20 protein-coding genes and 1 tRNA gene are annotated in these 21,756 nt (G+C 50.4%); 10 read left to right on the forward strand and 11 right to left on the reverse strand.

Going from position 1 to position 21,756, the window contains the following annotated elements; translation table 11 throughout:
* Positions 1 to 171: 171 nt before the first annotated feature.
* Positions 172 to 735, reverse strand: a complete 564-nt coding sequence (locus Q1A04_RS06325; RefSeq protein ID WP_299702721.1) for an RNA polymerase sigma factor — start codon at positions 733 to 735, stop codon at positions 172 to 174.
* Between the two features lie 373 nt (positions 736 to 1,108).
* Here Q1A04_RS06325 and Q1A04_RS06330 point away from each other — a divergent pair, with 373 nt between their 5' ends.
* The 3 genes from Q1A04_RS06330 to Q1A04_RS06340 all read left to right on the forward strand — a co-directional run bounded on the left by Q1A04_RS06330 (position 1,109) and on the right by Q1A04_RS06340 (position 2,631).
* Positions 1,109 to 1,579, forward strand: a complete 471-nt coding sequence (locus Q1A04_RS06330) for a RadC family protein (protein WP_299702724.1) — start codon at positions 1,109 to 1,111, stop codon at positions 1,577 to 1,579.
* Positions 1,580 to 1,661: 82 nt separating this feature from the next.
* The gene (locus tag Q1A04_RS06335) at positions 1,662 to 2,222 is read left to right on the forward strand and encodes an ArdC family protein (protein ID WP_299702727.1); all 561 of its coding nucleotides are present in this window, start codon (positions 1,662 to 1,664) and stop codon (positions 2,220 to 2,222) included.
* A gap of 10 nt (positions 2,223 to 2,232) precedes the next feature.
* Positions 2,233 to 2,631: a zincin-like metallopeptidase domain-containing protein gene (locus Q1A04_RS06340; RefSeq protein ID WP_299702730.1), complete on the forward strand. Its 399-nt coding sequence runs from the start codon at positions 2,233 to 2,235 to the stop codon at positions 2,629 to 2,631.
* 194 nt (positions 2,632 to 2,825) lie between these two features.
* On the opposite strand, the gene Q1A04_RS06345 is transcribed toward Q1A04_RS06340, so the two are convergent.
* The 5 genes from Q1A04_RS06345 to mltG all read right to left on the reverse strand — a co-directional run bounded on the left by Q1A04_RS06345 (position 2,826) and on the right by mltG (position 7,116).
* The gene (locus Q1A04_RS06345; RefSeq protein WP_299702732.1) at positions 2,826 to 4,040 is read right to left on the reverse strand and encodes a site-specific integrase; all 1,215 of its coding nucleotides are present in this window, start codon (positions 4,038 to 4,040) and stop codon (positions 2,826 to 2,828) included.
* A gap of 252 nt (positions 4,041 to 4,292) precedes the next feature.
* Positions 4,293 to 4,377, reverse strand: a tRNA-Ser gene (locus tag Q1A04_RS06350).
* Between the two features lie 183 nt (positions 4,378 to 4,560).
* Positions 4,561 to 5,535: a YihY/virulence factor BrkB family protein gene (locus Q1A04_RS06355; RefSeq protein ID WP_299702735.1), complete on the reverse strand. Its 975-nt coding sequence runs from the start codon at positions 5,533 to 5,535 to the stop codon at positions 4,561 to 4,563.
* Positions 5,532 to 5,945, reverse strand: coding sequence for a thioesterase family protein (locus Q1A04_RS06360; protein WP_007653357.1), 414 nt, complete (start codon positions 5,943 to 5,945; stop codon positions 5,532 to 5,534). The genes Q1A04_RS06355 and Q1A04_RS06360 overlap by 4 nt, the downstream gene beginning before the upstream one ends.
* Before the next feature lie 100 nt (positions 5,946 to 6,045).
* On the reverse strand, positions 6,046 to 7,116 hold the full coding sequence (gene mltG, locus Q1A04_RS06365; RefSeq protein WP_299702742.1) for an endolytic transglycosylase MltG: 1,071 nt from the start codon (positions 7,114 to 7,116) through the stop codon (positions 6,046 to 6,048).
* 209 nt (positions 7,117 to 7,325) lie between these two features.
* Here mltG and Q1A04_RS06370 point away from each other — a divergent pair, with 209 nt between their 5' ends.
* Positions 7,326 to 7,952: an L-threonylcarbamoyladenylate synthase gene (locus tag Q1A04_RS06370; RefSeq protein WP_299702745.1), complete on the forward strand. Its 627-nt coding sequence runs from the start codon at positions 7,326 to 7,328 to the stop codon at positions 7,950 to 7,952.
* 74 nt (positions 7,953 to 8,026) lie between these two features.
* Here the strand turns inward: Q1A04_RS06370 and Q1A04_RS06375 are convergent, their stop codons facing one another.
* Positions 8,027 to 8,917: a lysophospholipid acyltransferase family protein gene (locus tag Q1A04_RS06375; protein WP_299702748.1), complete on the reverse strand. Its 891-nt coding sequence runs from the start codon at positions 8,915 to 8,917 to the stop codon at positions 8,027 to 8,029.
* 194 nt (positions 8,918 to 9,111) lie between these two features.
* On the opposite strand from Q1A04_RS06375, the gene Q1A04_RS06380 reads away from it, so the two are divergent.
* The 5 genes from Q1A04_RS06380 (at position 9,112) to Q1A04_RS06400 (ending at position 16,260) form a co-directional block, all read left to right on the forward strand.
* Complete coding sequence (locus tag Q1A04_RS06380; RefSeq protein WP_299702751.1) at positions 9,112 to 9,717, forward strand: WbqC family protein; 606 nt, start codon at positions 9,112 to 9,114, stop codon at positions 9,715 to 9,717.
* Positions 9,718 to 9,833: 116 nt separating this feature from the next.
* A complete protein-coding gene (locus Q1A04_RS06385) occupies positions 9,834 to 12,437 on the forward strand; it encodes an ATP-dependent Clp protease ATP-binding subunit (protein WP_299702754.1) in 2,604 nt (867 codons plus the stop codon).
* 183 nt (positions 12,438 to 12,620) lie between these two features.
* Positions 12,621 to 14,180: an acyl-CoA carboxylase subunit beta gene (locus Q1A04_RS06390; RefSeq protein WP_299702757.1), complete on the forward strand. Its 1,560-nt coding sequence runs from the start codon at positions 12,621 to 12,623 to the stop codon at positions 14,178 to 14,180.
* A 99-nt stretch (positions 14,181 to 14,279) separates the two neighbouring features.
* The gene (locus tag Q1A04_RS06395) at positions 14,280 to 15,350 is read left to right on the forward strand and encodes a M42 family metallopeptidase (RefSeq protein ID WP_299702760.1); all 1,071 of its coding nucleotides are present in this window, start codon (positions 14,280 to 14,282) and stop codon (positions 15,348 to 15,350) included.
* Between the two features lie 97 nt (positions 15,351 to 15,447).
* Positions 15,448 to 16,260: an ABC transporter substrate-binding protein gene (locus Q1A04_RS06400; protein ID WP_299702763.1), complete on the forward strand. Its 813-nt coding sequence runs from the start codon at positions 15,448 to 15,450 to the stop codon at positions 16,258 to 16,260.
* Between the two features lie 14 nt (positions 16,261 to 16,274).
* Here Q1A04_RS06400 and Q1A04_RS06405 read toward each other — a convergent pair whose 3' ends face one another.
* The 4 genes from Q1A04_RS06405 to Q1A04_RS06420 all read right to left on the reverse strand — a co-directional run bounded on the left by Q1A04_RS06405 (position 16,275) and on the right by Q1A04_RS06420 (position 20,267).
* Positions 16,275 to 16,802: a hypothetical protein gene (locus Q1A04_RS06405; protein ID WP_299702768.1), complete on the reverse strand. Its 528-nt coding sequence runs from the start codon at positions 16,800 to 16,802 to the stop codon at positions 16,275 to 16,277.
* Positions 16,802 to 18,031, reverse strand: coding sequence for a 3-phosphoshikimate 1-carboxyvinyltransferase (locus tag Q1A04_RS06410; RefSeq protein ID WP_299702771.1), 1,230 nt, complete (start codon positions 18,029 to 18,031; stop codon positions 16,802 to 16,804). The genes Q1A04_RS06405 and Q1A04_RS06410 overlap by 1 nt, the downstream gene beginning before the upstream one ends.
* A complete protein-coding gene (aroB, locus tag Q1A04_RS06415) occupies positions 18,028 to 19,065 on the reverse strand; it encodes a 3-dehydroquinate synthase (RefSeq protein ID WP_299702774.1) in 1,038 nt (345 codons plus the stop codon). Before aroB ends, Q1A04_RS06410 begins: the two co-directional genes overlap by 4 nt.
* Positions 19,066 to 19,136: 71 nt before the next feature.
* A complete protein-coding gene (locus Q1A04_RS06420; RefSeq protein ID WP_299702776.1) occupies positions 19,137 to 20,267 on the reverse strand; it encodes a bifunctional 3-deoxy-7-phosphoheptulonate synthase/chorismate mutase type II in 1,131 nt (376 codons plus the stop codon).
* A 173-nt stretch (positions 20,268 to 20,440) separates the two neighbouring features.
* Here Q1A04_RS06420 and Q1A04_RS06425 point away from each other — a divergent pair, with 173 nt between their 5' ends.
* Complete coding sequence (locus Q1A04_RS06425) at positions 20,441 to 21,631, forward strand: proline dehydrogenase family protein (protein ID WP_299703644.1); 1,191 nt, start codon at positions 20,441 to 20,443, stop codon at positions 21,629 to 21,631.
* The last annotated feature ends 125 nt before the right edge of the window (positions 21,632 to 21,756 follow it).

Consider the following 21,756-nt stretch of genomic DNA (forward strand, 5'->3'; position numbering starts at 1 on the left):
TTTTTACTTTTTTAAAAAAAACTTAAATATCCCTTATCAGAAGACCGGCTGTACTCCTCTTGTTATGAGATTACAACATTGTTGTTCTCCCCGGCATCAAGAAGGAAAAAGGGTAGCGATAAACTTGGAAATGACACTTGGCTTTAACAAACTCGGAGTACTTTAAAATAGTTACTTTGTTAAGAGTAAGCTGATAACGACATAGTAGGGGTAGTTTTTCAAAATCTCCCGAAGCAGCTGAAGCGCCCTTGCCCTTTGGGACTTTACAGTGTTGAGGCTGATTCCCATATCATCGGCAATTTCACTGTACTTAAGTTCCTCAATACAAGAAAGCTCAAAAACACGTCTGCATTTTTCAGGTAGCGAAGCAATCGCGTCATAGAGGATGCCATGCACCTCTTCTTCAATAATAAAATTATCAGCTGTGGCGAGGGATTCAAGGCCCTCCAGAAGATCCATAGATACATGCCTGCCTGACTTTTTCAAAAAGTCCAGTGATGCGTTACGCACAGTTGTATAAAGATAGGATTTAAGTGCTCCCAAGGTCTCAAACTTGTCCCGCTTCTCCCATAGCACGACCATAGCCTCCTCCACTATTTCCTCTGCAACTTCTTGGTCTTTGACATACCTCCCTGCAAAAGAACATAGCCTGCCATAGAGTTGATGAAACAGCTCATTATAAGCTTTCTCATCCCCTCCTTTGAGTCTGCTAAGTAGTTCGTTGTCCTTATCCATCGCCTTGAAAAGGCTAATAATTTCGTAAAAATTATTTAAACAACTACTATATATATATAATTTATATTATGCTTTTGCCAAAATGCGACATCAGCATGCGCATTGTATAGCGGTAAATGCGACTTATTAGCGCCACCAAGCATTCAAAATCTGCCTTTCTGATAAGCCATTCATAAGGCAACATCCAACGTCATTCATACAGGCGCAAAGATAGCCTTGCGGTCCGGACACGGGAACAAGGTCGTCCAAACAAAAGGGGTATCCACTGCCGTGGACCCTCCGCATTTTCTTTGGCTCCACCTTGCCCTTAGTCCGGCTCCGAAGGCAGCGGGGGCACCATAATCAATTTCCTCACACTTAAAGACATGAGATTATGGAAAAGACCGTCAACACATCCGCCTTCGCCAGAGTAGCCGAGATCAAGCTCACCTACCGCAACAAAGTAAAACCCTCCGACAGACCGCAGGTCACCTGCTCCACTGACAGCTTCCAAGTGCTCAAGGCCAGCTGGGACACGGGCAAGATAGAATTCGTCGAGCAGTTCAAGGTCCTGCTGCTGAGCCGGGCCAACCGGGTGCTGGGCATCTACGAGGTCTCCACCGGCGGTGTGGCCGGCACCGTGGCAGACCCCAAGCTCATCTTCGCGGCCGCCCTCAAGGCCTGCGCCTCTGGCATCATCCTTTCCCACAACCACCCCTCAGGGAACCTCACCCCCAGCGCGGCGGACCTGCAGCTGACCAAAAAGCTCAAGCAGGGCGGGGAACTCTTGGACATCGCCGTCCTCGACCACATCATCCTCACCGGCGAGGGTTACTACTCCCTCGCTGACGAAGGGCTCTTATAGAGCCCTTTTTCTTTACTGGCGGAACCGTACAGGCGGCACACGCTCCCAAAACCATTTTTAAACCATCTTAAACTTCATGCTTATGAACGCTTATCAGAAATTGAATCATCTAGCAGAACAGGTGACAAACGAAGTGGTCGCGCAGCTGGCGCAGGGAAAAGTGCTCTGGCAAAAGCCCTGGGCCTCCCCCGGCCTCCCCAAAAACTACAGCTCAGGCCGGCGCTACGAAGGCTTCAACGCTTTCTACTTGAACCACGTCACCGAAAAGAACAACTTCACCGCGCCCTACTTCCTCACCTTCAACCAAGCCCAGGAATTGGGTGGCCGCGTGGGAAAAGGCGAGAAGGGAACACAGGTCGTCTCCTGGAAGATCTATGAAAGGAAAGCAGGGAAACATGAACCGGGGCAGGCAGAGGATGAAAAAGACAGGCACGGAAGAAAATTCGTGCCCTTCCTCTGGACGGTGTTCAACATCGATCAGATCCAAGGCGTTGACTTTGCCCTTCCGCCAGTCTTTGAACGAACAGAGCAGCAGGTCATCGGAGCCTGCCAACACGTGGTGGACAGCTTGGACAGCTACCCACTGCCGCGCCCGCAGATCAAGCACGGAGGGTCGCAGGCCTACTATGCCCCCCACCCCTAACAAGGTGCAAATGCCGGAGCTGAAAAGTTTCGTCTCCCCCCAGGCCTACCACGCCACACTCTTCCATGAGCTGATCCACTCCACCGGCCACCCCACTAGGCTTAACCGCTTTACCGAGGAGGAAAAGGCAACTCGCTTCGGGGATGAGCGATACAGCAAAGAGGAACTGATCGCCGAGATGGGTGCCAGTTTCCTAAGTGCCTTCACCGGCATCAAAGAAGCGGTGTTTAATAACTCCGTGGCTTACCTGCAGGGCTGGGCCAGTAAGTTCAAAGATGACAAGACCATGATCATGTACGCCAGCACCCGGGCTTTCAAGGCGGCCAGCTATATGCTCAGCCTAAAGACGGAGGCGAACGAGGATGCGCTGCCTGCCGTGGCCACAGCCACTTTGCCTGTGCCATTCTAAATTTTGTATTCATAAATAAATACAGCTTAAAAACCATCACCACTTCTCTCCTCTGGCAGGGAGAGTGGTTTAGTATAACGAAGCCTTACGTTAAGCGCCCGCAAATAAGTTGCCTTGCATTTGCCGCTTTCTATAAGAGAACAGCCTTAAAAAATCCTGCAGAAAATATTGAATAGTAAGTTGTTTACCTTTGGCTATAACTTGATTTTATCTTTAAGCGACCGCATGTCATCGCTTACCTTCTGGTCTAGGATCTTGGCGTAGTGCTGCGTGGTCTTGATGTTGGTGTGACCAAGCATCCGGCTCACCGACTCGATCGGCACCCCGTTGGAGAGCGTGACAGTGGTGGCGAAGGTGTGGCGGGCGATATGGAAGGTGAGCGGCTTGTCGATTCCGCATAGGTCGGCTATCTCCTTGAGGTAGGCGTTCATCTTCTGGTTGCTCAGCACCGGGAGCACCCTGTCCTGGTTCAGGCACTGCGGGTGCCCGTCGTACTTTTCCAAGATGGCCAGGGCCGTGGGCAGCAGGGGAATCCGGGAGACGGTGTCTGTTTTCTGGCGGCTGGTGCAGACCCACATTCCCCTGTCGGGGCCGGTGACAATTTCAGAGCGCTTGAGCTTCTGCACGTCTGCGTAGGCTAGGCCGGTAAAGCAGCTGAAGAGGAAGATGTCCCGCACCTGGCTCAGGCGCTCCATCCCGAACTCCCTTGCCGCCATCTTCTGCAGCTCTTCCTTTGAAAGAAAAGCTCGCACCACTTCCTTCTTACTCATCTTGAAGCCTAGGAAGGGGTCACGCAGCAGCCAGCCGCTCTTCAAGCAGATGTGGATGACCTTCTTGAAGTTGCCCAGGTACTTCATGGTGGTGTTGTGGGCACAGCCCCTGACGCTCTTGAGCCAGAATTCATAGTCGGAGATAAAGGCGAAGTCGAGCTCCCTCACGTCAATATCCTCTGCCTTGTATTTCCACCTGATGAAGCTGCGGGTATGCAGCAGGGAAGTCCTGTAGCGCTCCAGCGTGCCGGGCGCAAAGTCCTTCCCCACGAGTTGCTCCGCCTGCCCGTTGTGCTTCTCGAACACTTCTAGGAGCATGACGGGCTTTTCCTCCACCCCCAGCCACTTGTCACGTAGTGCTTCTGCTGTCACCGGCCTCCCCTCCAGCAGGAGCTCCTGCTGGTAGGCGTACACCTTGGACCGGAGCAGGTCCAAGTACGCGTTTATCCTCCTGGCCTCCTCGGTGCTCCCCTTCACGCGGCCTGCCTCCACGGACCATTTACCGGGGGCGATGTACCGGTGCGTGCTTGCTTCGAACCGCTTTCCGTTGATAGTGACGCGCAGGTAGATGGGCAGCAGGTTATCGGTGGTGGTTTTGGCTTTCTTGCCGTAAAACAGGATGCTGATCTTGGTGTTCATTTCGTTTCCTCCTTTCACTGTTTAAGTTAGCATTCAAATACAGATTCCACAAGATGTACAATTACTGCACATCTTATTGGAATACAGCTGATTACAACAAATTCGGGTACCCGAAGCTTGTCCGGTTCTGGGTACCCGAATTGTATCCCTTAGGATAGAGAAAAACTGAATGATTTAGCAGGGGGGCAGAAACAAAAAAGCCCGTAAATCGCTGATTTACGGGCTTTTTGCTGGTTTTGGTATGGCTACCAGCAGAGAGTGAGGGATTCGAACCCCCGGACCTGTTACAGTCAACGGTTTTCAAGACCGCCGCGTTCGACCACTCCGCCAACTCTCTGTAATTGAATAGAGCACAAAAGTATAGCGCTGCGCCGAATTTTCAAAGCTTTACCAAAATATTTTTGCTCTGTTTGAGCATTTCAGGTATAAGCATCTGATTTTGAAGCTTAAAATTTTCAAGCTTCGCCTAATAGCGCACATTAGACCTCCCCTACTCTGCCAACACCTAAGCTACCAACGTTTACACCGCTGCCGAGGTAGCTTTTTCAGCATTCTGTGCCGTCTTTCTGGTCAGGCGCTTGGTCACCGTATCAATGCTCACATTGATCTCGAAGCCGAGTATCAGAATCATCGACACAAAATCGAGCCAGATCATCAGACCAATGAGGGCCCCGATGGAGCCGTAGAATTTGTTGTATGTATCGAAGGCGCTGATGTAGAGCGAGAAGATCATCGACACCAGAAAGATCAGAATGGTGGCCACTACCGCGCCGGCCGAGAAGAAAGGCCATTTGTCCTGTATGGCGGGCACATAGTAATAGATAAGCGAGGTCGCCAGTAAGAAGAGTAGTATGATGGCCACATACTTCAGCATCACGATCAGGGTATAAGTATAGCTTTCCGTCACGATCTCGTAAAACACCAGCACATCGAGTATCCATTGACCAAAGAAGATAGTCGACACTGCCAGAAACAAGATGGATGAAAGCGCGATGGTGAGCACCGTGGCAATCAATCGTTTTTTCAGGTATGGCCTCTTATAAAATGTATGGTACTTTTTGTCGAAAGCGTCCATCAGCGACATGATGCCATTGGTGGACAGGATCAGGGCGAAGAGAAAACCGAAAGACAATAGTCCCCCACGTGGCTTGTTCACGATATCATCGATAGTCCCATAGGCCACGGTGTACATCTCTTCAGGTAGAAAGTCCGAGAGAAAGTTGAGTATGCTCTCGCCCAAGTCCAGCGACAAAATGCTAGGCATGTACGGGATGAGCGTGAACAAAAAGATGATAGTCGGGAAAATGGCCAGCGTAAAGTTGAAGGCCATGTAAGAGGCACGCTTGGTAATGGAGTCCAGCCTGAGTTCGCCCAGCAACACATCAGCTACCTCGTATACCGAAGACTGGCCGTTGTTGAAACGCCACCTCTTCAGGAACACGATGAATTTGCGATACGCTCTGCGGCGCTTCAGATATTGCTGGTTCAGCCTCATTCGCTATAGTATCCGTCCAACTTCTGGTGTATGAGCGCAGGTATGGCCGTTGGGCGTCCTGACTTCATGTCTACAAACACCATCGTAGTCTCGCCCACGTTCAGCAGTGTCTGTTCCTCGTTATACACCTCGTACTCAAACTTTATACGCGAGCCATGCGGCTTGTGCTTGAGAAAGAGTTTGATCGTTAGCAGATCGTCGTACTTCGCCGGGCGGATGTACTTGCACTTGAGCTCCAGCACTGGCATCATGGTACCCGTCGCCTCCATCTCCTTGTAATGTATACCCAGCCTTCTGAACACCTCCGTACGGGCCACTTCATAATAGGCAGCGTAGTTGCCATAATAGACATAGCCCATCTGATCGGTTTCGGCGTAACGTACGCGTATCTGTACTTCTGATTCGAACATTGATTTAATGGTTGAATGGCTAAATTGTTAAATGGTTGACCTCCTGTAGGCATTTATCATACCTACTAATCAACAGTTTACAATGCAGCAATTAAACAATTTACTTTAAGATATTCCGCTGCGTCAGTGCTCTCTGGTAGCGCCGGGCATTGGCGATATGCTCGGAGTGTGTCACGGCGAAACTGTGGTAACCCGAGAAGTCTTCCTTGGCGCAGAAATAGATGTACTTGTGCTGTTCCGGATTCAGCACAGCATCAATACTGGAGATATCTGGCACATTGATCGGACCCGGAGGCAAGCCGGCATATCGATAAGTATTGTATGGAGAATCGTACTGCAGGTGCACGTTAAGCACACGGCGAATCGTGAAGTCTCGCACGGCATATACCACTGTTGGGTCAGCCTCTAGCTTCATACCTTTTTGCAAACGGTTCAGGTATACGCCTGCCACACGCGGCTTCTCGTCGTTCTTGATTGTCTCGGCTTGCACAATAGAGGCCAGCGTGGAAACCTCTTTCGGGGAAAGTCCCATCTTCTCAGCCTTGGCCTTGCGCTCGTCGGTCCAAAAGCGGTCGTACTCGGTTTTCATGCGCTGCATGAGCTCCGGTGCCGTGATGGTCCAGTATACCTCGTATGTGTTCGGTATGAACATGCTCACTACTGTGGTCGTGTCGAAGCCGAGTGTTTGGAGATATTCCTGATCGTTGAGCAGGCTGTCGATCTCTTCTGCCGAAGGTTCTACAGCGGCGGCCAGCTTCTCGGCCAATTGGTTCCGCAGACGGATGTTGTTGAAGGTGATCTTGAGCGGTGACTGTTCGCCCAGACGCAGCACACCGATGAGTTGGCGGTTGCCCCAGCCATTCTCAATCTTATACCTGCCCGGCTTCACCAGCTCGTCGTAGTCCATGAGCTTGGCCATGAACCGCAATGACAGGCGGTCGATGATCACACCGGTGGCCTCAACAGAGTCGAGGGCCTGCTTGTAGTCGGCTCCGGTCGGAATGTATACATAAGTGTCCTGCCCTTTGGTGTCTACGTTGGCTGTATACACGATCTGGTAAGCATAATAGGAAAAGCTGACAAACAGGAATAGCACCAGCACGATAATGCCGGGTATCCACATACTTTTCTCTTTTTTGACGCGTCTGCGTGGGGTGACTTCGTTAGCCATAATGTAATTCAAAAGCCCGGAAAAGGATGTTAGGTTCCGAACCTGTTTAGTTTAGGCTACAAAAATAATACTAATCTTGCTTATCTGACTAATTTTGAACGAGCTTCTGTTTAAAAGCCCGCCTTTGACCACGCTGCGGGCTATACCTGCAACGCGGTTGGCATTTCTACAGTATGCCTTACCTAATGCACTAAAATCAAGATAAAACTATGGCCAACGCTGTTTTCCTCCAGATACATCCGGATAACCCACAGCCCAAAAAGATACAGGAAGCCGTCGAGATCCTCCGCAACGGCGGCATCATCATCTACCCGACCGACACCATTTACGGCCTCGGCTGCGACATCCACAACACAAGGGCGGTCGAGCGTGTGTGTCAGCTGAAAGGGATAAAGCCAGACAAGGCGAACCTCTCTTTCATCTGTTCAGACCTCACCCACATTTCTGACTATGCCAAGATTGACACGCCCACTTATAAGGTGATGAAAAAGGCACTGCCCGGCCCCTTCACCTTCGTACTCGACGCCAGTAGTCGCGTGCCGCGCTATGCAGGCAGCAAAAAGAAAACCGTAGGTATACGCGTACCTGACAACAGAATTGCTTTGGCACTGGTGAGCGAATTAGGCAACCCAATTCTCTCCACCTCTATTCACGACGAAGACGAAGTACTCGAGTACAGCACCGACCCAGAACTGATCTATGAGAAATACCGCAACCTCGTAGACGCGGTAATCGACGGTGGTCCCGGCAACAACGTAGCCTCTACCGTTGTAGACGCTGCTAATAACTTTGAAGTACTCAGAGAAGGCGCAGGTGATATAGAGGAGTACTTGTAAAGAGTTATGAGTCATTTTTTATTCTCCCATTTTACTAACTCAGAACTCGAGACTCAGAACTCAGAACTTGCGGCCTACGGCCGCCGATGTTTCCAACGCTTATGTGTCCAGAGGTAGTTGGCGGGGTTGCGGCGGATGGAGGATTCGAGTTTGCGGGCGAAGGCTTCGGTAATCGGGAAGGTTCCTTCTTCCGGTTTGCTACTGCCATCGGATAGGACTTCGAACGTAAGGCGATAGTGCCCGCGTTTGATTCGCGCTACATCCAGAAACAACACCGGACAACCAAAGGCATGGGCCAGCTTTTCAGCCCCGACAAAGAAAGGTGTATCTTGATTCAGGAAAGTAGTCCAGAACTGTATCTCGCCGTAAGGCGGTGTCTGGTCTGAGAGCATGGCGACAACCCGCGGTGTCTTTCTGTTTCGCACAAAGTCGCGCATGGTGTCTTTCATTTCGATCAAGCGGGCACCAAAGCGACTACGCAGGTATAGCATGAACTCTTCGAAGAACTGGTTTTTTATGCGCTTGTAAATGCCCTCAGCAGGAAAGTTATACTGTACTGCACCGGCAGGCAGCACCCACTCCCAGTTACCGGAGTGAGACCCCATTGTGATAACCGTTTTGCCTTGCTGCACAAAGCCATCAAGCACCTCTTGGTTAGAGAAAACGATTCTTGAGCGCAATTCCGCTGCGTCCATGGAGCCCAATTTGAGTATCTCTACGATCAGGTCTGGAAACTGCCGGTAGAAGTCTCGTGCTATACCTCGTATCTCCTGCTCTGATTTCTCCGGAAAAGAATTACGCAGGTTCTGAAGCACCACTTTTTTGCGGTAGCCAATCACATGGTATACCAACACAAACAAAAAGTCGGCTAGCAGGTATAGTACTGACAGCGGCAGCAAAGACAGACCTTTGAGCAGCCACCAGAGCGGATAATACAGCAGGGGTATGTTAAGCGGTTTTTTCACGAGGTATAGATCGCCTGCAAAGGTACGACCTATACTTGCATTATGAAATTAAAGAAATCGTGCTTATTTCGCAGGAAAAGAGCCACAGGACTGCAGGTATAAAATGATAGATGTCAGACATTAGAACTACACTTCAACTCAGAACTCGCGACTCAGAACTTACAACTTCCAAACTATTTAACTTTCTAACTCCCTTGCTTCTCCTTACCGAAATAATGTACCACCCGCCCATTCAGTACTTTGCGCAGGCATTGCGGGCTGATAGTTTGATTATAGAAAAACACGAGAACTATGTGAAACAGAGCTACCGGAGCCGCTGCCATGCGCTCACGGCGCAGGGCATGGTGCCGCTGAGCGTGCCGGTGCTGCGGGGCAATAGCAAGGACAAGACGAATATCACTGAAATAGAGATCGACTATACCCAGAAATGGTATAACGTACATTGGCGCACGATACAGGCGGCATATGGGCGTGCCCCCTATTTTGAATTTTACAGCGACTACATCCGGGAGGTATATGAGCGGCAGCCGAAATATTTATTCGACCTAAACGTTGATTTATTGCGGCTTTATCTTAAATTTCTGAAGCTGGATCGGCCAATAGGGTTCACAGACAGCTATCAGACAGAGCAGCCAGAGGGGGTGCTCGACCTCAGAAATAGGATACATCCTAAAATCATTCCTGACAACTTGTACGTACAACCCTATACGCAAGTATTTGGCAAACAATTTGTACAAGACCTTAGTATAATTGACTTGTTGTTTACACAGGGTCCGAAGTCGCTTTCCTACTTACAATAATGCCACTGCAAAACTAAACCTTTGTGCTGCAGGACTTGTTAAAAACAGAGGCTTATCCTGTTAACCTCAATCAGTTACAACATTTTTAGACCTTTACATTTTTTTATAGAGTATACATGGAAGCTAAATTCTCAAACAGAGTGAAAGAGGTTATCTCACTCAGCCGTGAGGAAGCTATCCGTCTTGGGCATGACTACATTGGCACCGAACATTTGGTGCTGGGCATGATCCGGGAAGGAGAAGGTACTGCCATTGCCTTGCTGAAGAAGCTGGGCGTTTCGATAGATGAACTAAAGTACGCTTTAGAACAGGCTACCCGAAACACTGCTTCTCAGAACAGCAACATTACTGGCAGCATCCCGCTTACCAAACAGACAGAGAAGGTGCTTAAGATTACTTATCTGGAGGCCAAAATCTTCAAAAGTGATATAATAGGTACTGAACACCTCTTATTATCCATCCTCCGGGATGAGGACAATATTTCTTCACAAATCTTAGCGAAATTCAACGTGAACTACGAAGCGATAAGAGACTCTTTGGATTATCATAGCAATAATCCACTGGCGTCGTCTGACACAGACGATAGTGATGATTCTGACAAATTGTTTGGCTCTTCTTCCCGCGCTGGCAGCAGCTCGAGCAAGAAGCCCGGCGAAAAATCGCGCACCCCTGTGCTCGACAACTTTGGCCGCGACCTGACCAAACTCGCAGAAGACGACAAGCTCGACCCGATTGTGGGCCGTGAAAAAGAAATTGAACGCGTGGCACAGGTACTGAGCCGCCGCAAAAAGAACAACCCGATCCTGATTGGTGAGCCGGGCGTAGGTAAAACAGCTATTGCTGAAGGACTTGCGCTGCGCATTGTGCAGAAAAAGGTAAGCCGCGTGCTCTTCAACAAGCGTGTGGTAACCCTTGACTTGGCCTCTTTGGTGGCTGGCACAAAGTACCGTGGTCAGTTCGAGGAGCGTATGAAAGCCGTGATGAACGAGCTCGAGAAGTCTCCGGACGTGATCCTGTTCATTGACGAGCTACACACGATCGTGGGTGCTGGTGGCGCTTCCGGTTCGCTGGATGCCTCCAACATGTTCAAGCCGGCCCTTGCACGTGGCGAGATCCAATGCATTGGCGCGACGACACTCGACGAGTACCGTCAGTACATCGAAAAAGATGGCGCCTTGGCCCGTCGTTTCCAGATTGTGATGGTAGACCCTACTACGCCGGAAGAAACGATTGAGATACTGAACAACATCAAGGATAAGTACCAAGATCACCACCACGTGAACTACACCGACAAGGCGATTGAGGCCTGTGTGAAGTTCAGTGACCGCTACATGAGCGACCGTTTCCTGCCAGACAAGGCGATCGATGTACTCGATGAGGCGGGTGCACGGGTGCACATCAACAACATCGTGGTGCCAGATGATATTCTGAAGCTCGAAGAGCAGATCGAAAACATCAAAGGCGAGAAAAACCGCGTGGTGAAGAGCCAGAAATACGAAGAGGCTGCCCAACTGCGTGATAAAGAGAAAAAACTGATCGACCAACTCGAAGCAGCTAAAAAAAGCTGGGAAGAGGAGACCAAGAAGAAGCGCTACACGGTAAAAGAGGAAAATGTGGCAGAGGTTATTGCCATGATGACAGGTATTCCGGTGAAGCGTATCGCCCAGAACGAAGGCCAGAAGCTGTTGAATATGGCCGATGAACTGAGCGGCAAGGTGATCGGTCAGGAGAAAGCCATCAAGCAATTGGTAAAAGCCATCCAGCGTACCCGCGTTGGTCTGAAAGATCCGAAGAAGCCGATTGGTTCATTCGTGTTCCTTGGTCCGACTGGTGTAGGTAAAACGGAGCTCGCCAAAGTGCTGGCCACTTACCTGTTCGACAAAGACGATTCCTTGGTGCGTATCGACATGAGTGAGTACATGGAGAAATTCAGTGTATCTCGCTTGGTGGGAGCGCCTCCGGGCTACGTGGGCTACGAAGAGGGCGGTCAGCTGACGGAGAAGATCCGCCGCAAGCCATACTCTGTGGTACTCCTCGACGAGATCGAGAAAGCGCACCCGGATGTATACAACCTGTTGCTACAGGTGCTGGATGATGGTATTCTGACGGACGGTCTGGGCCGCAAGGTGGACTTCCGTAACACGATCATCATCATGACTTCCAACATCGGTGCACGCGACCTGCAAGACTTCGGTGCCGGTATCGGTTTCATGTCGAAGAGCAAGCAAGAGAACGTCGACGACATCATGAAAGGTACTATTGCAAGTGCCCTGAAGAAAACCTTCTCGCCTGAGTTCCTGAACCGTTTGGATGACGTGATCGTGTTCAACTCACTTGGTCGTGAGGATATGCACAAGATCATCGAGCTGTCGCTTGGCAAGCTGTTCAAGCGTATTGATGCGCTTGGCTACAAGATCGAGCTTACCAGCAAGGCGAAGGACTTTGTGGCCGAGAAAGGCTACGATCCGAAGTATGGTGCCCGTCCGCTGAACCGTGCTATTCAGAAATATATCGAAGACCCGATTGCGGAGGAGATACTGAAAGCCGAGATCGCACAAGGCGACACCATGATGGTGGACTACAAAGAAGGTGAAGAAAAACTGACTTTCGCATCAAAGAAGAGCAATGGCAAAAAAAACAAAAGCGCTTTGGATGATGGAGAAGAGGAAGAAAAAGAGCCAACTAAGTCGTCTGGTGACGGTGAGAAATCCGACAAATAAGGTATAAGACCTATAAGCATAAGGGCTGCTCCTAACAGGGTAGCCCTTATTTTTTGCCCTTATCCGAAAGATATACACCGATGTAGATTCAAATTTTGCTATGAGTATAGCTTATTTCGGCTGATAGTTTTTAAATTTGACAATTAATCAATTGATATTAGATAAACAGCTATACCCCATTTCATGGCAGGAGAAATCAGACAGAGCCAGATCGAAACGCTGGACCGCAAAAATGCCGAAGCCTTGCTAGGCGGCGGACAGGACAGAATAGAAGCACAGCACAAAAAAGGCAAACTGACGGCCCGTGAGCGCATCCACCTTTTGATGGACGAGAACTCCTTTGAGGAGATCGGCAAGTTTGTGATGCACCGCTCCAAGGACTTTGGTCTGGACAAGCAGTATTACTTAGGCGATGGCGTAGTGACCGGCTACGGTACCATCAACGGCCGACTGGTTTATGTGTTCTCGCAGGACTTTACGGTACTGGGCGGTTCACTCTCTGAGACCCACGCTGAGAAAATCGTGAAGATCATGGAGCTGGCCATGAAGAACGGTGCACCCGTTATCGGTCTGAATGACTCAGGTGGAGCCCGTATTCAGGAAGGTGTGGTATCGCTGGGTGGATATGCCGATATTTTCTACCGCAACACACTGGCCTCTGGGGTTATACCTCAGATCTCGGCTATCATGGGACCATGCGCCGGTGGCGCGGTCTACTCCCCTGCCATCACCGACTTTATCATGATGGTGGAAGACACGTCTTATATGTTCGTGACTGGCCCGAACGTGGTAAAAACGGTAACGCACGAAGAAGTAACCTCTGAAGAGCTGGGCGGCGCTAGCACGCACAGCACCAAGAGTGGCGTGACGCATTTTTCCTGCGCCAACGAGGTAGAGTGTATCAACTACATTAAAACGCTGTTGAGCTACGTGCCGCAGAACTGCGAAGAGTTGCCACCGTCAGTACCCTACGAGGAAAAAGCTGACGAAACTCGCGCTATTCTCGACACCATTATACCTGAAAACCCGAACCAGCCTTACGACATGCGTGAGGTAATCGAGGGCATCATCGACGCGGACTCTTTCTTTGAGGTACACAAAAACTTCGGCGAGAACATCGTGGTGGGTTTTGCCCGTCTGGGTGGCCGCAGCATCGGCATCGTGGGCAACCAACCTTCCGTCCTCGCCGGCGTGCTCGACATCAACGCCAGCACCAAAGCCGCGCGTTTCGTGCGCTTCTGCGACAGCTTCAACGTGCCGTTGCTGGTGTTGGAAGACGTACCAGGCTTCCTGCCGGGCACTGATCAGGAGTGGCGCGGTATCATCACTAACGGTGCCAAGCTGCTTTATGCCTTCTGCGAAGCGACTGTGCCGCGTATCACGGTGATTACTCGTAAAGCTTATGGCGGTGCATACGACGTTATGAACTCCAAGCACATCGGTGCTGACATGAACTATGCATGGCCGACTGCTGAGATTGCGGTTATGGGTGCGCAGGGTGCTGCCGAGATTATCTTTAAGCGTGAGATCGCTGAAGCCGAAGATCCGGCTGCGAAACTGGCTGAGAAGGTACAAGAGTACAAAGACAAATTCGCGACGCCATACCGCGCTGCGCACCGTGGCTTCATCGACGAAGTGATCATGCCAAGCGAGACACGCTCCAAGTTGATCAAGGCTTTCAAGATGCTGGAAAATAAAGTGGTAAGCCTACCGCGCAAGAAGCACGGGAATATTCCGCTTTAATTGGATTGAATGACGAGCATGCGCAGCCACAGAACATCTGGCTGTACATGCTCGTTATGTTTAACAACCATTGTGTATACATTACTGAAAACTGACCCAATGAGAAAAGAATCTTTCGATTTTCTAGAGAAATACCTGAATAACTCCTCTCCCACCGGCTTCGAATCTGAAGGCCAGAAGCTATGGCTGGAGTACATCAAACCATACATTGAGGATTACTTCGTAGATACTTACGGCACTGTAGTGGGTGTGATTAACCCAGAAGCAGAGTATAAGGTCGTGATCGAAGCGCATGCCGATGAGATCTCTTGGTTCGTGAACTACATCACGCCAGAAGGCTATCTCTACCTGAAGCGCAACGGTGGTTCCGATGCCCTGATCGCTCCGTCTAAAAGAGTTAACATCTATACCTCTAAGGGTATCGTGAAGGCTGTTTTCGGATGGCCGGCCATCCACGTGCGCAAGGTCGAGAACGACAAAGCCCCTACTATCGAAACTGTGTTCTTGGACTGCGGCGCGAGCAATCGTGAGGAAGTAGAGAAAATGGGTATACACGTGGGTTGCGTGGCTACGTTCGAAGACGAGTTCACAGTGATGAACGACAAATTTTACGTAGGCCGTGCGCTGGACAACCGTGTGGGTGGTTTTATGATCGCTGAAGTGGCTCGCATGATCCATGAGCGCAAGCACAAGTTGCCTTTTGGTCTGTACATCGTCAATTCCGTGCAGGAAGAGATCGGTCTGCGTGGTGCCGAGATGATCGCACACCGCATCAAGCCGGATGTGGCCATCATCACGGACGTGACGCACGATACACAGTCGCCGATGTATGACAAGAAGAACAGCGGCGACATCCACTGCGGCAAAGGCCCTGTGATTGCCTACGGTCCGGCGGTGCAGAATAATGTACGCGACCTGATCATCAATACCGCACAGGAAAAAGAGATTCCATTCCAGCGCTCCGCCGTTTCACGTGCAACCGGAACCGACACTGATGCGTTTGCATATTCTAACGCGGGTGTAGCTTCAGCGCTTATTTCGTTGCCGCTGAAGTATATGCACACAACAGTAGAAACTGTGCACAAAGACGACGTGGAGAACGTGACGAAACTGATTTACGAGACACTGCTAAAAATTGAGGACAATCAGGATTTCAGATACCTGAAATAAAAAATCGCTTTTAGCCAATGCGAGAAACCACACAGCACCCCCTTTGGACTGTGTGGTTTTTTATTTTAAGGGTCTTTTCAATTTCTTACTTTTGAACATGCGCTCCCTCTATACTTTCACCGACCAAATGGGCCACACCATTACGCTGCCGCAATTGCCACAGCGCATTGTGTCGCTGGTGCCATCGCAAACCGAGTTGCTTTTTGATCTGGGTTTGCAAGACCGCCTTGTTGGCCTTACCAAATTCTGCATTCACCCCACTGAAAAGGTAAAGCAAAAGACCGTCATCGGCGGTACCAAGAACTTTAAACTGGAAGTGATCGACGCACTCCAGCCTGACCTGATTATTGGAAACAAGGAAGAGAATTATGAGGAAGGTATAGCCCAGCTGCAGGGGAAGTACCCGGTCTGGATGAGCGACATCTATACCTTGGAAGACGCGCTTCAAATGATCACGCAGATAGGTAGACTAACTGGAACAGAAGCTAAGGCAGAGGAGCTGGTACAAGGTATAGCCTCCGGTTTTAAAAATCTGCAGCCCTTGCGACCCGCTATACCTACAGCTTACTTTATCTGGCGCAAACCTTATATGGCGGTGGGCAGCGACAACTTCATCGATTACATGCTACAGCGCTGCGGCTTTCACAATGTGTTTGCCGACTTGTCTCGCTATCCGGAGGTATCGCCAGAGCAGCTGCAGATTGCTGCCCCAACACTGATTTTGCTGTCATCAGAGCCTTACCCTTTTCAGGATAAGCACTTTGCGGAGTTTCAGGAGATCTGCCCGAAGGCGGTGATCAAAGTAGTGGATGGAGAGATGTTTAGTTGGTACGGCAGTCGCTTGCTAAAGGCACCGGAGTATTTGCAGAACTTGATAGAGGAAGTAGTGAAGGATTCAGTGCCTCATTGAGTTATTGCAATACTTTACTTCAGACTGTCTAACAAATCTAGCGCTTGTTTAGACACACCCTCAAAATATGCAGCATCAGCTTTGAGCTGATCTACAGTTTTGCCTTTGACAGGACGCTTATTGGTGGGATCTGTCAATGAAGTAAGTGTGATGATCTTCCGGAGATGCTGTTTCTGTTCTGAGCTTATACTTTCGAGGTGCATCTGCTCCAGCACTTCCAAGAGCAAATGTCGAAAATCCTTCGCCTCCACTGCCTCTTCGTCCAATAAACGCATGATGGCTGCGACAGCTTCATCCTCGTGCGGCGTTTCGATGGCAACCGCTATCAATCTCTCTGTAGTTGGGAGCGGGAGCCTGATAAGTAATTCGTAACCGCCACCCAGCTGCTCGCCTGCCGTGGTATAGCATTTCATCCAAAAACTCTTTGTAGCGGCATCCTTATACACCGCCGCCCAGCCGCCTGCGGCTTCTTCCATCAACTCAAACTGAGGAAGCAAGCCTTCAATCAGACCAGCGTCTCCGTACAAATAGCGCTTTCCCATTATTCATTATTCATTACCTCAAACCCTATTTTCTCCAGATCCTCCCAAAACTGTGGGTAGGACTTGCGCACCACTTCCGGCTCCTGAATTTGTACCGGCTGCAGCAAAGCAATAGGTGCAAAAGCCATGGCCATCCGGTGATCTTGGTAAGTCCTGAAGTTCAGTTCCCGGTTGATCATGAGGGTCGGTTTCATCTGAAAAATGCCGGGTGATCTTTCTTCCAGTGAAGCCCCCATACCTAATACCTCAATCTGAAGCGCCTGAATGCGGTCTGTTTCTTTGATGCGCAAACTCTCTATACCGTTCATTTCCAGTGTTACGCCAATAGCGGCGCACAGTGCCACAATAGTTTGGGCCAAATCAGGACAGTTGCTAAAATCGTAGGACAGGCGCTTTTCGGAGTGCTTCTTGGTGAGGCGCACCCCTTCCGGCTTGAACTCAGTATGCACGCCCAAACGGCGCATGATGTCCACGATGGCTTTGTCGCCTTGGTGAGAGACCTCCCGTAAGCCGAGCAAGGTAATATCCGCTTCTTTGGCCAAAGCCGCCATGCTATACCAGTAGCTGGCCGCCGACCAGTCAGACTCTACCGAAAAAGTGGCGGACTGGTACTTCTGGTGAGGCACTGTGATCGTATTGCCCTCAAAGATGGCCTCTACGCCAAAATGCTTCATCAAAGCCAAGGTCATTTCGATATAGGGACGTGAGCTGACCTTACTTTCTAGTTCTAGTTCCAGCCCCTCCGGAAGCAAAGGCGCGACCATGATCAAAGCCGAAATGTACTGGCTACTGATATCGCTGCGCACTTTCAGGCGTTTCTTGCCATTGCCTTTGAAGCCGCTGATCTTGAGTGGCGGATAACCTTCCTTACCTAGGTACTCTATACCTGCGCCTAGCTCCTGCAAGGCTTCTACCAGCACTTTGATCGGCCGCTGGCACATGCGTTCGGTGCCGGTTAATGTTTTTTGCTGACCAGTTATAGCATAGTAGGCTGTCAGGAAGCGCATAACCGTGCCGGCATCCTCGGCGTCGATAGAGTCCGAGTCGCTTTTCAGGAGTTTTTGCAGGAGTTGGGTATCGTTGGCTTCGGAGAGGTTGTGTAGCTTGGACTCTCCCCCTGCCAAAGCCGCGATGATCAAAGCACGATTTGCCTCGCTCTTAGAGGCAGGTAATTGTATGCGGCCCTTCAGTATACCTGTTGGGTGCGAAATAGTAAGAGTTTTGGTCATAGTAGCTGATAATAGCGCAAAGATTCCTGTATTTCGGCGAGGGTGACAGGCTGGTCCCAAACAGCCTTGCCTATACCTTGCAACAGCGTACAGTTGATAGTGGAATGAGTATTTTTCTTGTCCTGCAGAGCCAGTTGGCTCATCGCCCGAATGTCTTCTTCGGTGAGCTTCACCTTTTCGTAAACCGAAACCAGAAAAGTTTCGATCTGGTCGAGCTCCCGCTTGGTGAGCATGTCTTTCTTCACGGACAGGTAAGCCTCACACAGCATCCCGACGGCAATGGCCTCACCGTGTAACAACTCGCGGCCCGGCTGCCCCATCAGGTAACTTTCTACGGCGTGACCCACCGTATGGCCGAAGTTGAGCACTTTGCGATAACCGCCTTCCAGCGGATCGGCCTCCACCACCGCTGACTTTATACCTACTGAGTGCCGTATAAGTGCGTCCCAGTCTTCAGTGAAAAGCCCGATGTGGCGCTGTTCCTCAAAGGCCGCCGCGTCTGCGATCAGCCAGTGTTTGATGATCTCGGCATAACCTGACTTGAGTTGACGCTGCGGGAGCGAATTTAGGAAAGTCGGATCGATGATGACGGCTTTGGGCTCTTTGTATACTCCGATGTGGTTTTTGAGTTCGTGGAAGTCTATACCTGTTTTGCCGCCTATGCTGGCATCAACCTGCGCCAGCAGTGTGGTAGGCACCTGCACAAAGTACATACCGCGCTTGAATGTGGCCGCACAGAAACCGCCCATGTCGCCGATCACGCCGCCACCCAGATTCACGAGCACCGACCAGCGGTCCAGATTGAACTCCGTCATACGCTGCCAGATGTGCTCGCAGGTCTGTAGGGTTTTGTGTTCCTCGCCGCTTTGTATCTGGATGATATCGTGTTCGGGCAGATAGGGCTTCACTTGCGGATAGCAATGGTGCAGGGTGTTTTCGTCCACCAGCACAGCTACTTTCGAGAAGGCGAGGTTTTGCAATACCGCTTTCAGCTGCGGCAGCACGTCTCGTCCGATGTATATGCTTTCGGTCACGCAGATTTTGATTTTATCAGGTATAGATTAAGAATAAAACGTCGGCTTTTGACCGACGTTCAGGTATACGCTTACGAAGCCTGTTCCGGCTTGGTGTCAGGTTTTGCTTCTTGGTTTCCGTCCTGCAGGATGATGGTCTGTTTGCGGATGGACTCCACATGAATCAGCTTATAAAGCTCTTCCACAAAGGCCGGGTTTATACCTGCCTCGGAGGCCCAGTCGGCTCGGGTTCGGAAAATCTCTTTCCAGCGCTCAAGCTGCAGCACCTGCACGTTGTTTTGTTTTTTGTACTCCCCTATCTGCTCGACTAAGGCCATGCGCTGTGCCAAGACACCGATTAGGTCATGGTCGGCGGCGTCAATCTGCAAGCGCAGTTCCTCGGCCCGGTTTACGAGTTCAACGTCATCGTAATTTGTTTTGCGCACCTGCAGTTTGTCCAGAATGTCAGCCAAGGCCGCTGGCGTCACCTGCTGCTCCGGGTCGCTCAGGGCTTCAATCGGGTTCGGGTGCGTTTCGATCATCACACCGTCATAGCCAAGATCAAGTGCCCGCTGCGAAATGGGGTGTATAAGTTCACGCGTGCCTCCGATATGGCTTGGGTCCACGATCACAGGCAAGTTCTGGAAACGGGCTTTCAGTTCGATCGGAATCTGCCATACCGGCGCGTTGCGGTACTTGGAAGGCTGATAAGAAGAAAAACCACGGTGAATGGCGGCCAAATCGCTTATACCTGCCTGATAGATGCGCTCAATCGCTCCAATCCACAGTGCCAGATCCGGGTTTACGGGGTTTTTCACCATCACCGGCACTTGCACGCCACTCAGCGCATCGGCTATTTCCTGCACGGCAAATGGGTTCACGGAGGTGCGGGCGCCAATCCACAACACGTCTATACCTTGTTTTAGGGCTTCTTCTACATGGCGGCCAGTGGCTACTTCCGTCGTCACGCGCATACCCAGTTCACGCTTCACGCGGCCTAGCCATTCCAGTCCTTCTAGGCCTATACCTTCGAAGGTGTTTGGGCGGGAACGTGGCTTCCAGATGCCCGCCCGAAACAAGTGCACACCCAGCTTTTTCAGAGCTTCGGCGGTTTGCATCACCTGCTTTTCACTCTCAGCGCTGCAAGGTCCGGCAATCACAAGCGGCCTGCCTCGCTCGGCTAGCAAATCAGCAAAGTAAGTGTCTTTATTTTTAAAATTCATCGGTATCAATTGTCCATACAAAGGTACGACAATTACAACAGTTATGCAGTGGATCTAGTTTAAGGGAATGCCTGCACTGAAAAACAGTACAAAAATATACCTTAAGTACTAGGTGTCTATGGTGTATAACTTTAACAGTTACACTATCTTTGCGCCGATTAACACGCTATTACATGAACCCGGTTACCAACGTTTCTTTCGACGATACAGCTGTCGCTTTTTCATCCAAGTCAGACGCTGAGCTTTATAAAATGTACCTGTTGTTCAAGTCCATGAACAGCAACAAATTTGTGAAACTGGGTGGCAACCTGCTTAACACAGCCCTTAAGCTGCACTTGCCTGTTAAGTTTATCATCAAACCAACCATTTTCAACCACTTCTGCGGAGGCGAAACGATAGAGGAGTCGGAGCGTGCCATTCGTGAGCTGGCCAAGTACAATATCGGTACCATTCTCGATTACTCCGTGGAGGGCGAGGGCGTGGACAGAAGCTTTGACGAGACGAGAGACGAGATTCTGCGCACGGTAGAGAAGGCACGCGGCAACAAGAACATCCCATTCTCGGTGTTCAAGGTAACCGGTCTGATGCGTACCGACTTATTGGAGAAAGTACAGGCTGGCGAACAGATGACGGAAGAAGAAAAAGCCGCTTTCGAGCGTGGCCGTCAGCGTGTAAAGGACATCTGCAAACTTTGCCACGAAGCCGATGTGCGTGTGTTTGTGGATGCCGAGGAAAGCTGGTTTCAGGAAACAATCGACAACTTGGCCTACGAAATGATGGAGCTCTACAATAAAGAGAAGGCCATCGTTTACAATACATACCAACTATACCGCCACGACCGCCTAGACGCTCTAATGCGCGATTATGAGAACGCCGTGGCTAAAAATTACATCTTGGGCGCAAAACCAGTGCGCGGTGCCTACATGGAAAAAGAGCGCAAGCGTGCAGAAGAGCAAGGCTATCCAAGCCCGATCAACCCAACAAAAGAGGCGTCTGACAAGCTCTACAACGAAGGTCTCCGTTTCTGCATCGACCACATCGACCGCATATCGCTTTGCGCCGGTACGCATAATGAGGACAGTTCATACCTGCTCATGGAGTTGATGGAAGAGAAAGGTATAGCGCCCAATGACGAGCGCGTGTTCTTTGCACAGCTTTATGGTATGAGCGATAACTTGTCGTACAACTTGGCCAACGCGGGTTACAATGTAGCCAAATATGTACCTTATGGTCCGGTGGAGTCGGTGATGCCGTACCTGCTGCGCCGCGCCAACGAGAACACCGCCATTGCCGGCCAGAGCAGCCGCGAGTTTGGCTTGATCAGCAAGGAGATGGAGCGCCGCAAAAAAGTAAAGCGTTTCTAGACTAGTTCTGGCGCTTTACCCATGGCAGTCTAAATACAAAAAATTTTTACTAAACCTGAGCTGACTATGGCCTGACCAGCACAAAAAATAAGAAGGCCCTGCATTGCTGCAGGGCCTTCTTATGT

The sequence above is a fragment of the uncultured Pontibacter sp. genome (assembly GCF_947499215.1).
Lineage (GTDB): Bacteria > Bacteroidota > Bacteroidia > Cytophagales > Hymenobacteraceae > Pontibacter.

What these genes read in the sequence shown, in the direction of transcription:
- mltG (WP_299702742.1), bottom strand. Translation starts at nt 7,116, where the DNA reads ATGGCTAACGAAGTCACCCCACGCAGACGCGTCAAAAAAGAGAAAAGT.
- Q1A04_RS06395 (WP_299702760.1), top strand. Translation starts at nt 14,280, where the DNA reads ATGAGAAAAGAATCTTTCGATTTTCTAGAGAAATACCTGAATAACTCC.
- Q1A04_RS06370 (WP_299702745.1), top strand. Translation starts at nt 7,326, where the DNA reads ATGGCCAACGCTGTTTTCCTCCAGATACATCCGGATAACCCACAGCCC.
- Q1A04_RS06330 (WP_299702724.1), top strand. Translation starts at nt 1,109, where the DNA reads ATGGAAAAGACCGTCAACACATCCGCCTTCGCCAGAGTAGCCGAGATC.
- Q1A04_RS06410 (WP_299702771.1), bottom strand. Translation starts at nt 18,031, where the DNA reads ATGACCAAAACTCTTACTATTTCGCACCCAACAGGTATACTGAAGGGC.
- Q1A04_RS06345 (WP_299702732.1), bottom strand. Translation starts at nt 4,040, where the DNA reads ATGAACACCAAGATCAGCATCCTGTTTTACGGCAAGAAAGCCAAAACC.
- Q1A04_RS06325 (WP_299702721.1), bottom strand. Translation starts at nt 735, where the DNA reads ATGGATAAGGACAACGAACTACTTAGCAGACTCAAAGGAGGGGATGAG.
- Q1A04_RS06340 (WP_299702730.1), top strand. Translation starts at nt 2,233, where the DNA reads ATGCCGGAGCTGAAAAGTTTCGTCTCCCCCCAGGCCTACCACGCCACA.
- Q1A04_RS06390 (WP_299702757.1), top strand. Translation starts at nt 12,621, where the DNA reads ATGGCAGGAGAAATCAGACAGAGCCAGATCGAAACGCTGGACCGCAAA.
- Q1A04_RS06425 (WP_299703644.1), top strand. Translation starts at nt 20,441, where the DNA reads ATGAACCCGGTTACCAACGTTTCTTTCGACGATACAGCTGTCGCTTTT.
- Q1A04_RS06335 (WP_299702727.1), top strand. Translation starts at nt 1,662, where the DNA reads ATGAACGCTTATCAGAAATTGAATCATCTAGCAGAACAGGTGACAAAC.
- Q1A04_RS06420 (WP_299702776.1), bottom strand. Translation starts at nt 20,267, where the DNA reads ATGAATTTTAAAAATAAAGACACTTACTTTGCTGATTTGCTAGCCGAG.
- Q1A04_RS06405 (WP_299702768.1), bottom strand. Translation starts at nt 16,802, where the DNA reads ATGGGAAAGCGCTATTTGTACGGAGACGCTGGTCTGATTGAAGGCTTG.
- Q1A04_RS06355 (WP_299702735.1), bottom strand. Translation starts at nt 5,535, where the DNA reads ATGAGGCTGAACCAGCAATATCTGAAGCGCCGCAGAGCGTATCGCAAA.
- Q1A04_RS06385 (WP_299702754.1), top strand. Translation starts at nt 9,834, where the DNA reads ATGGAAGCTAAATTCTCAAACAGAGTGAAAGAGGTTATCTCACTCAGC.
- Q1A04_RS06400 (WP_299702763.1), top strand. Translation starts at nt 15,448, where the DNA reads ATGCGCTCCCTCTATACTTTCACCGACCAAATGGGCCACACCATTACG.
- Q1A04_RS06360 (WP_007653357.1), bottom strand. Translation starts at nt 5,945, where the DNA reads ATGTTCGAATCAGAAGTACAGATACGCGTACGTTACGCCGAAACCGAT.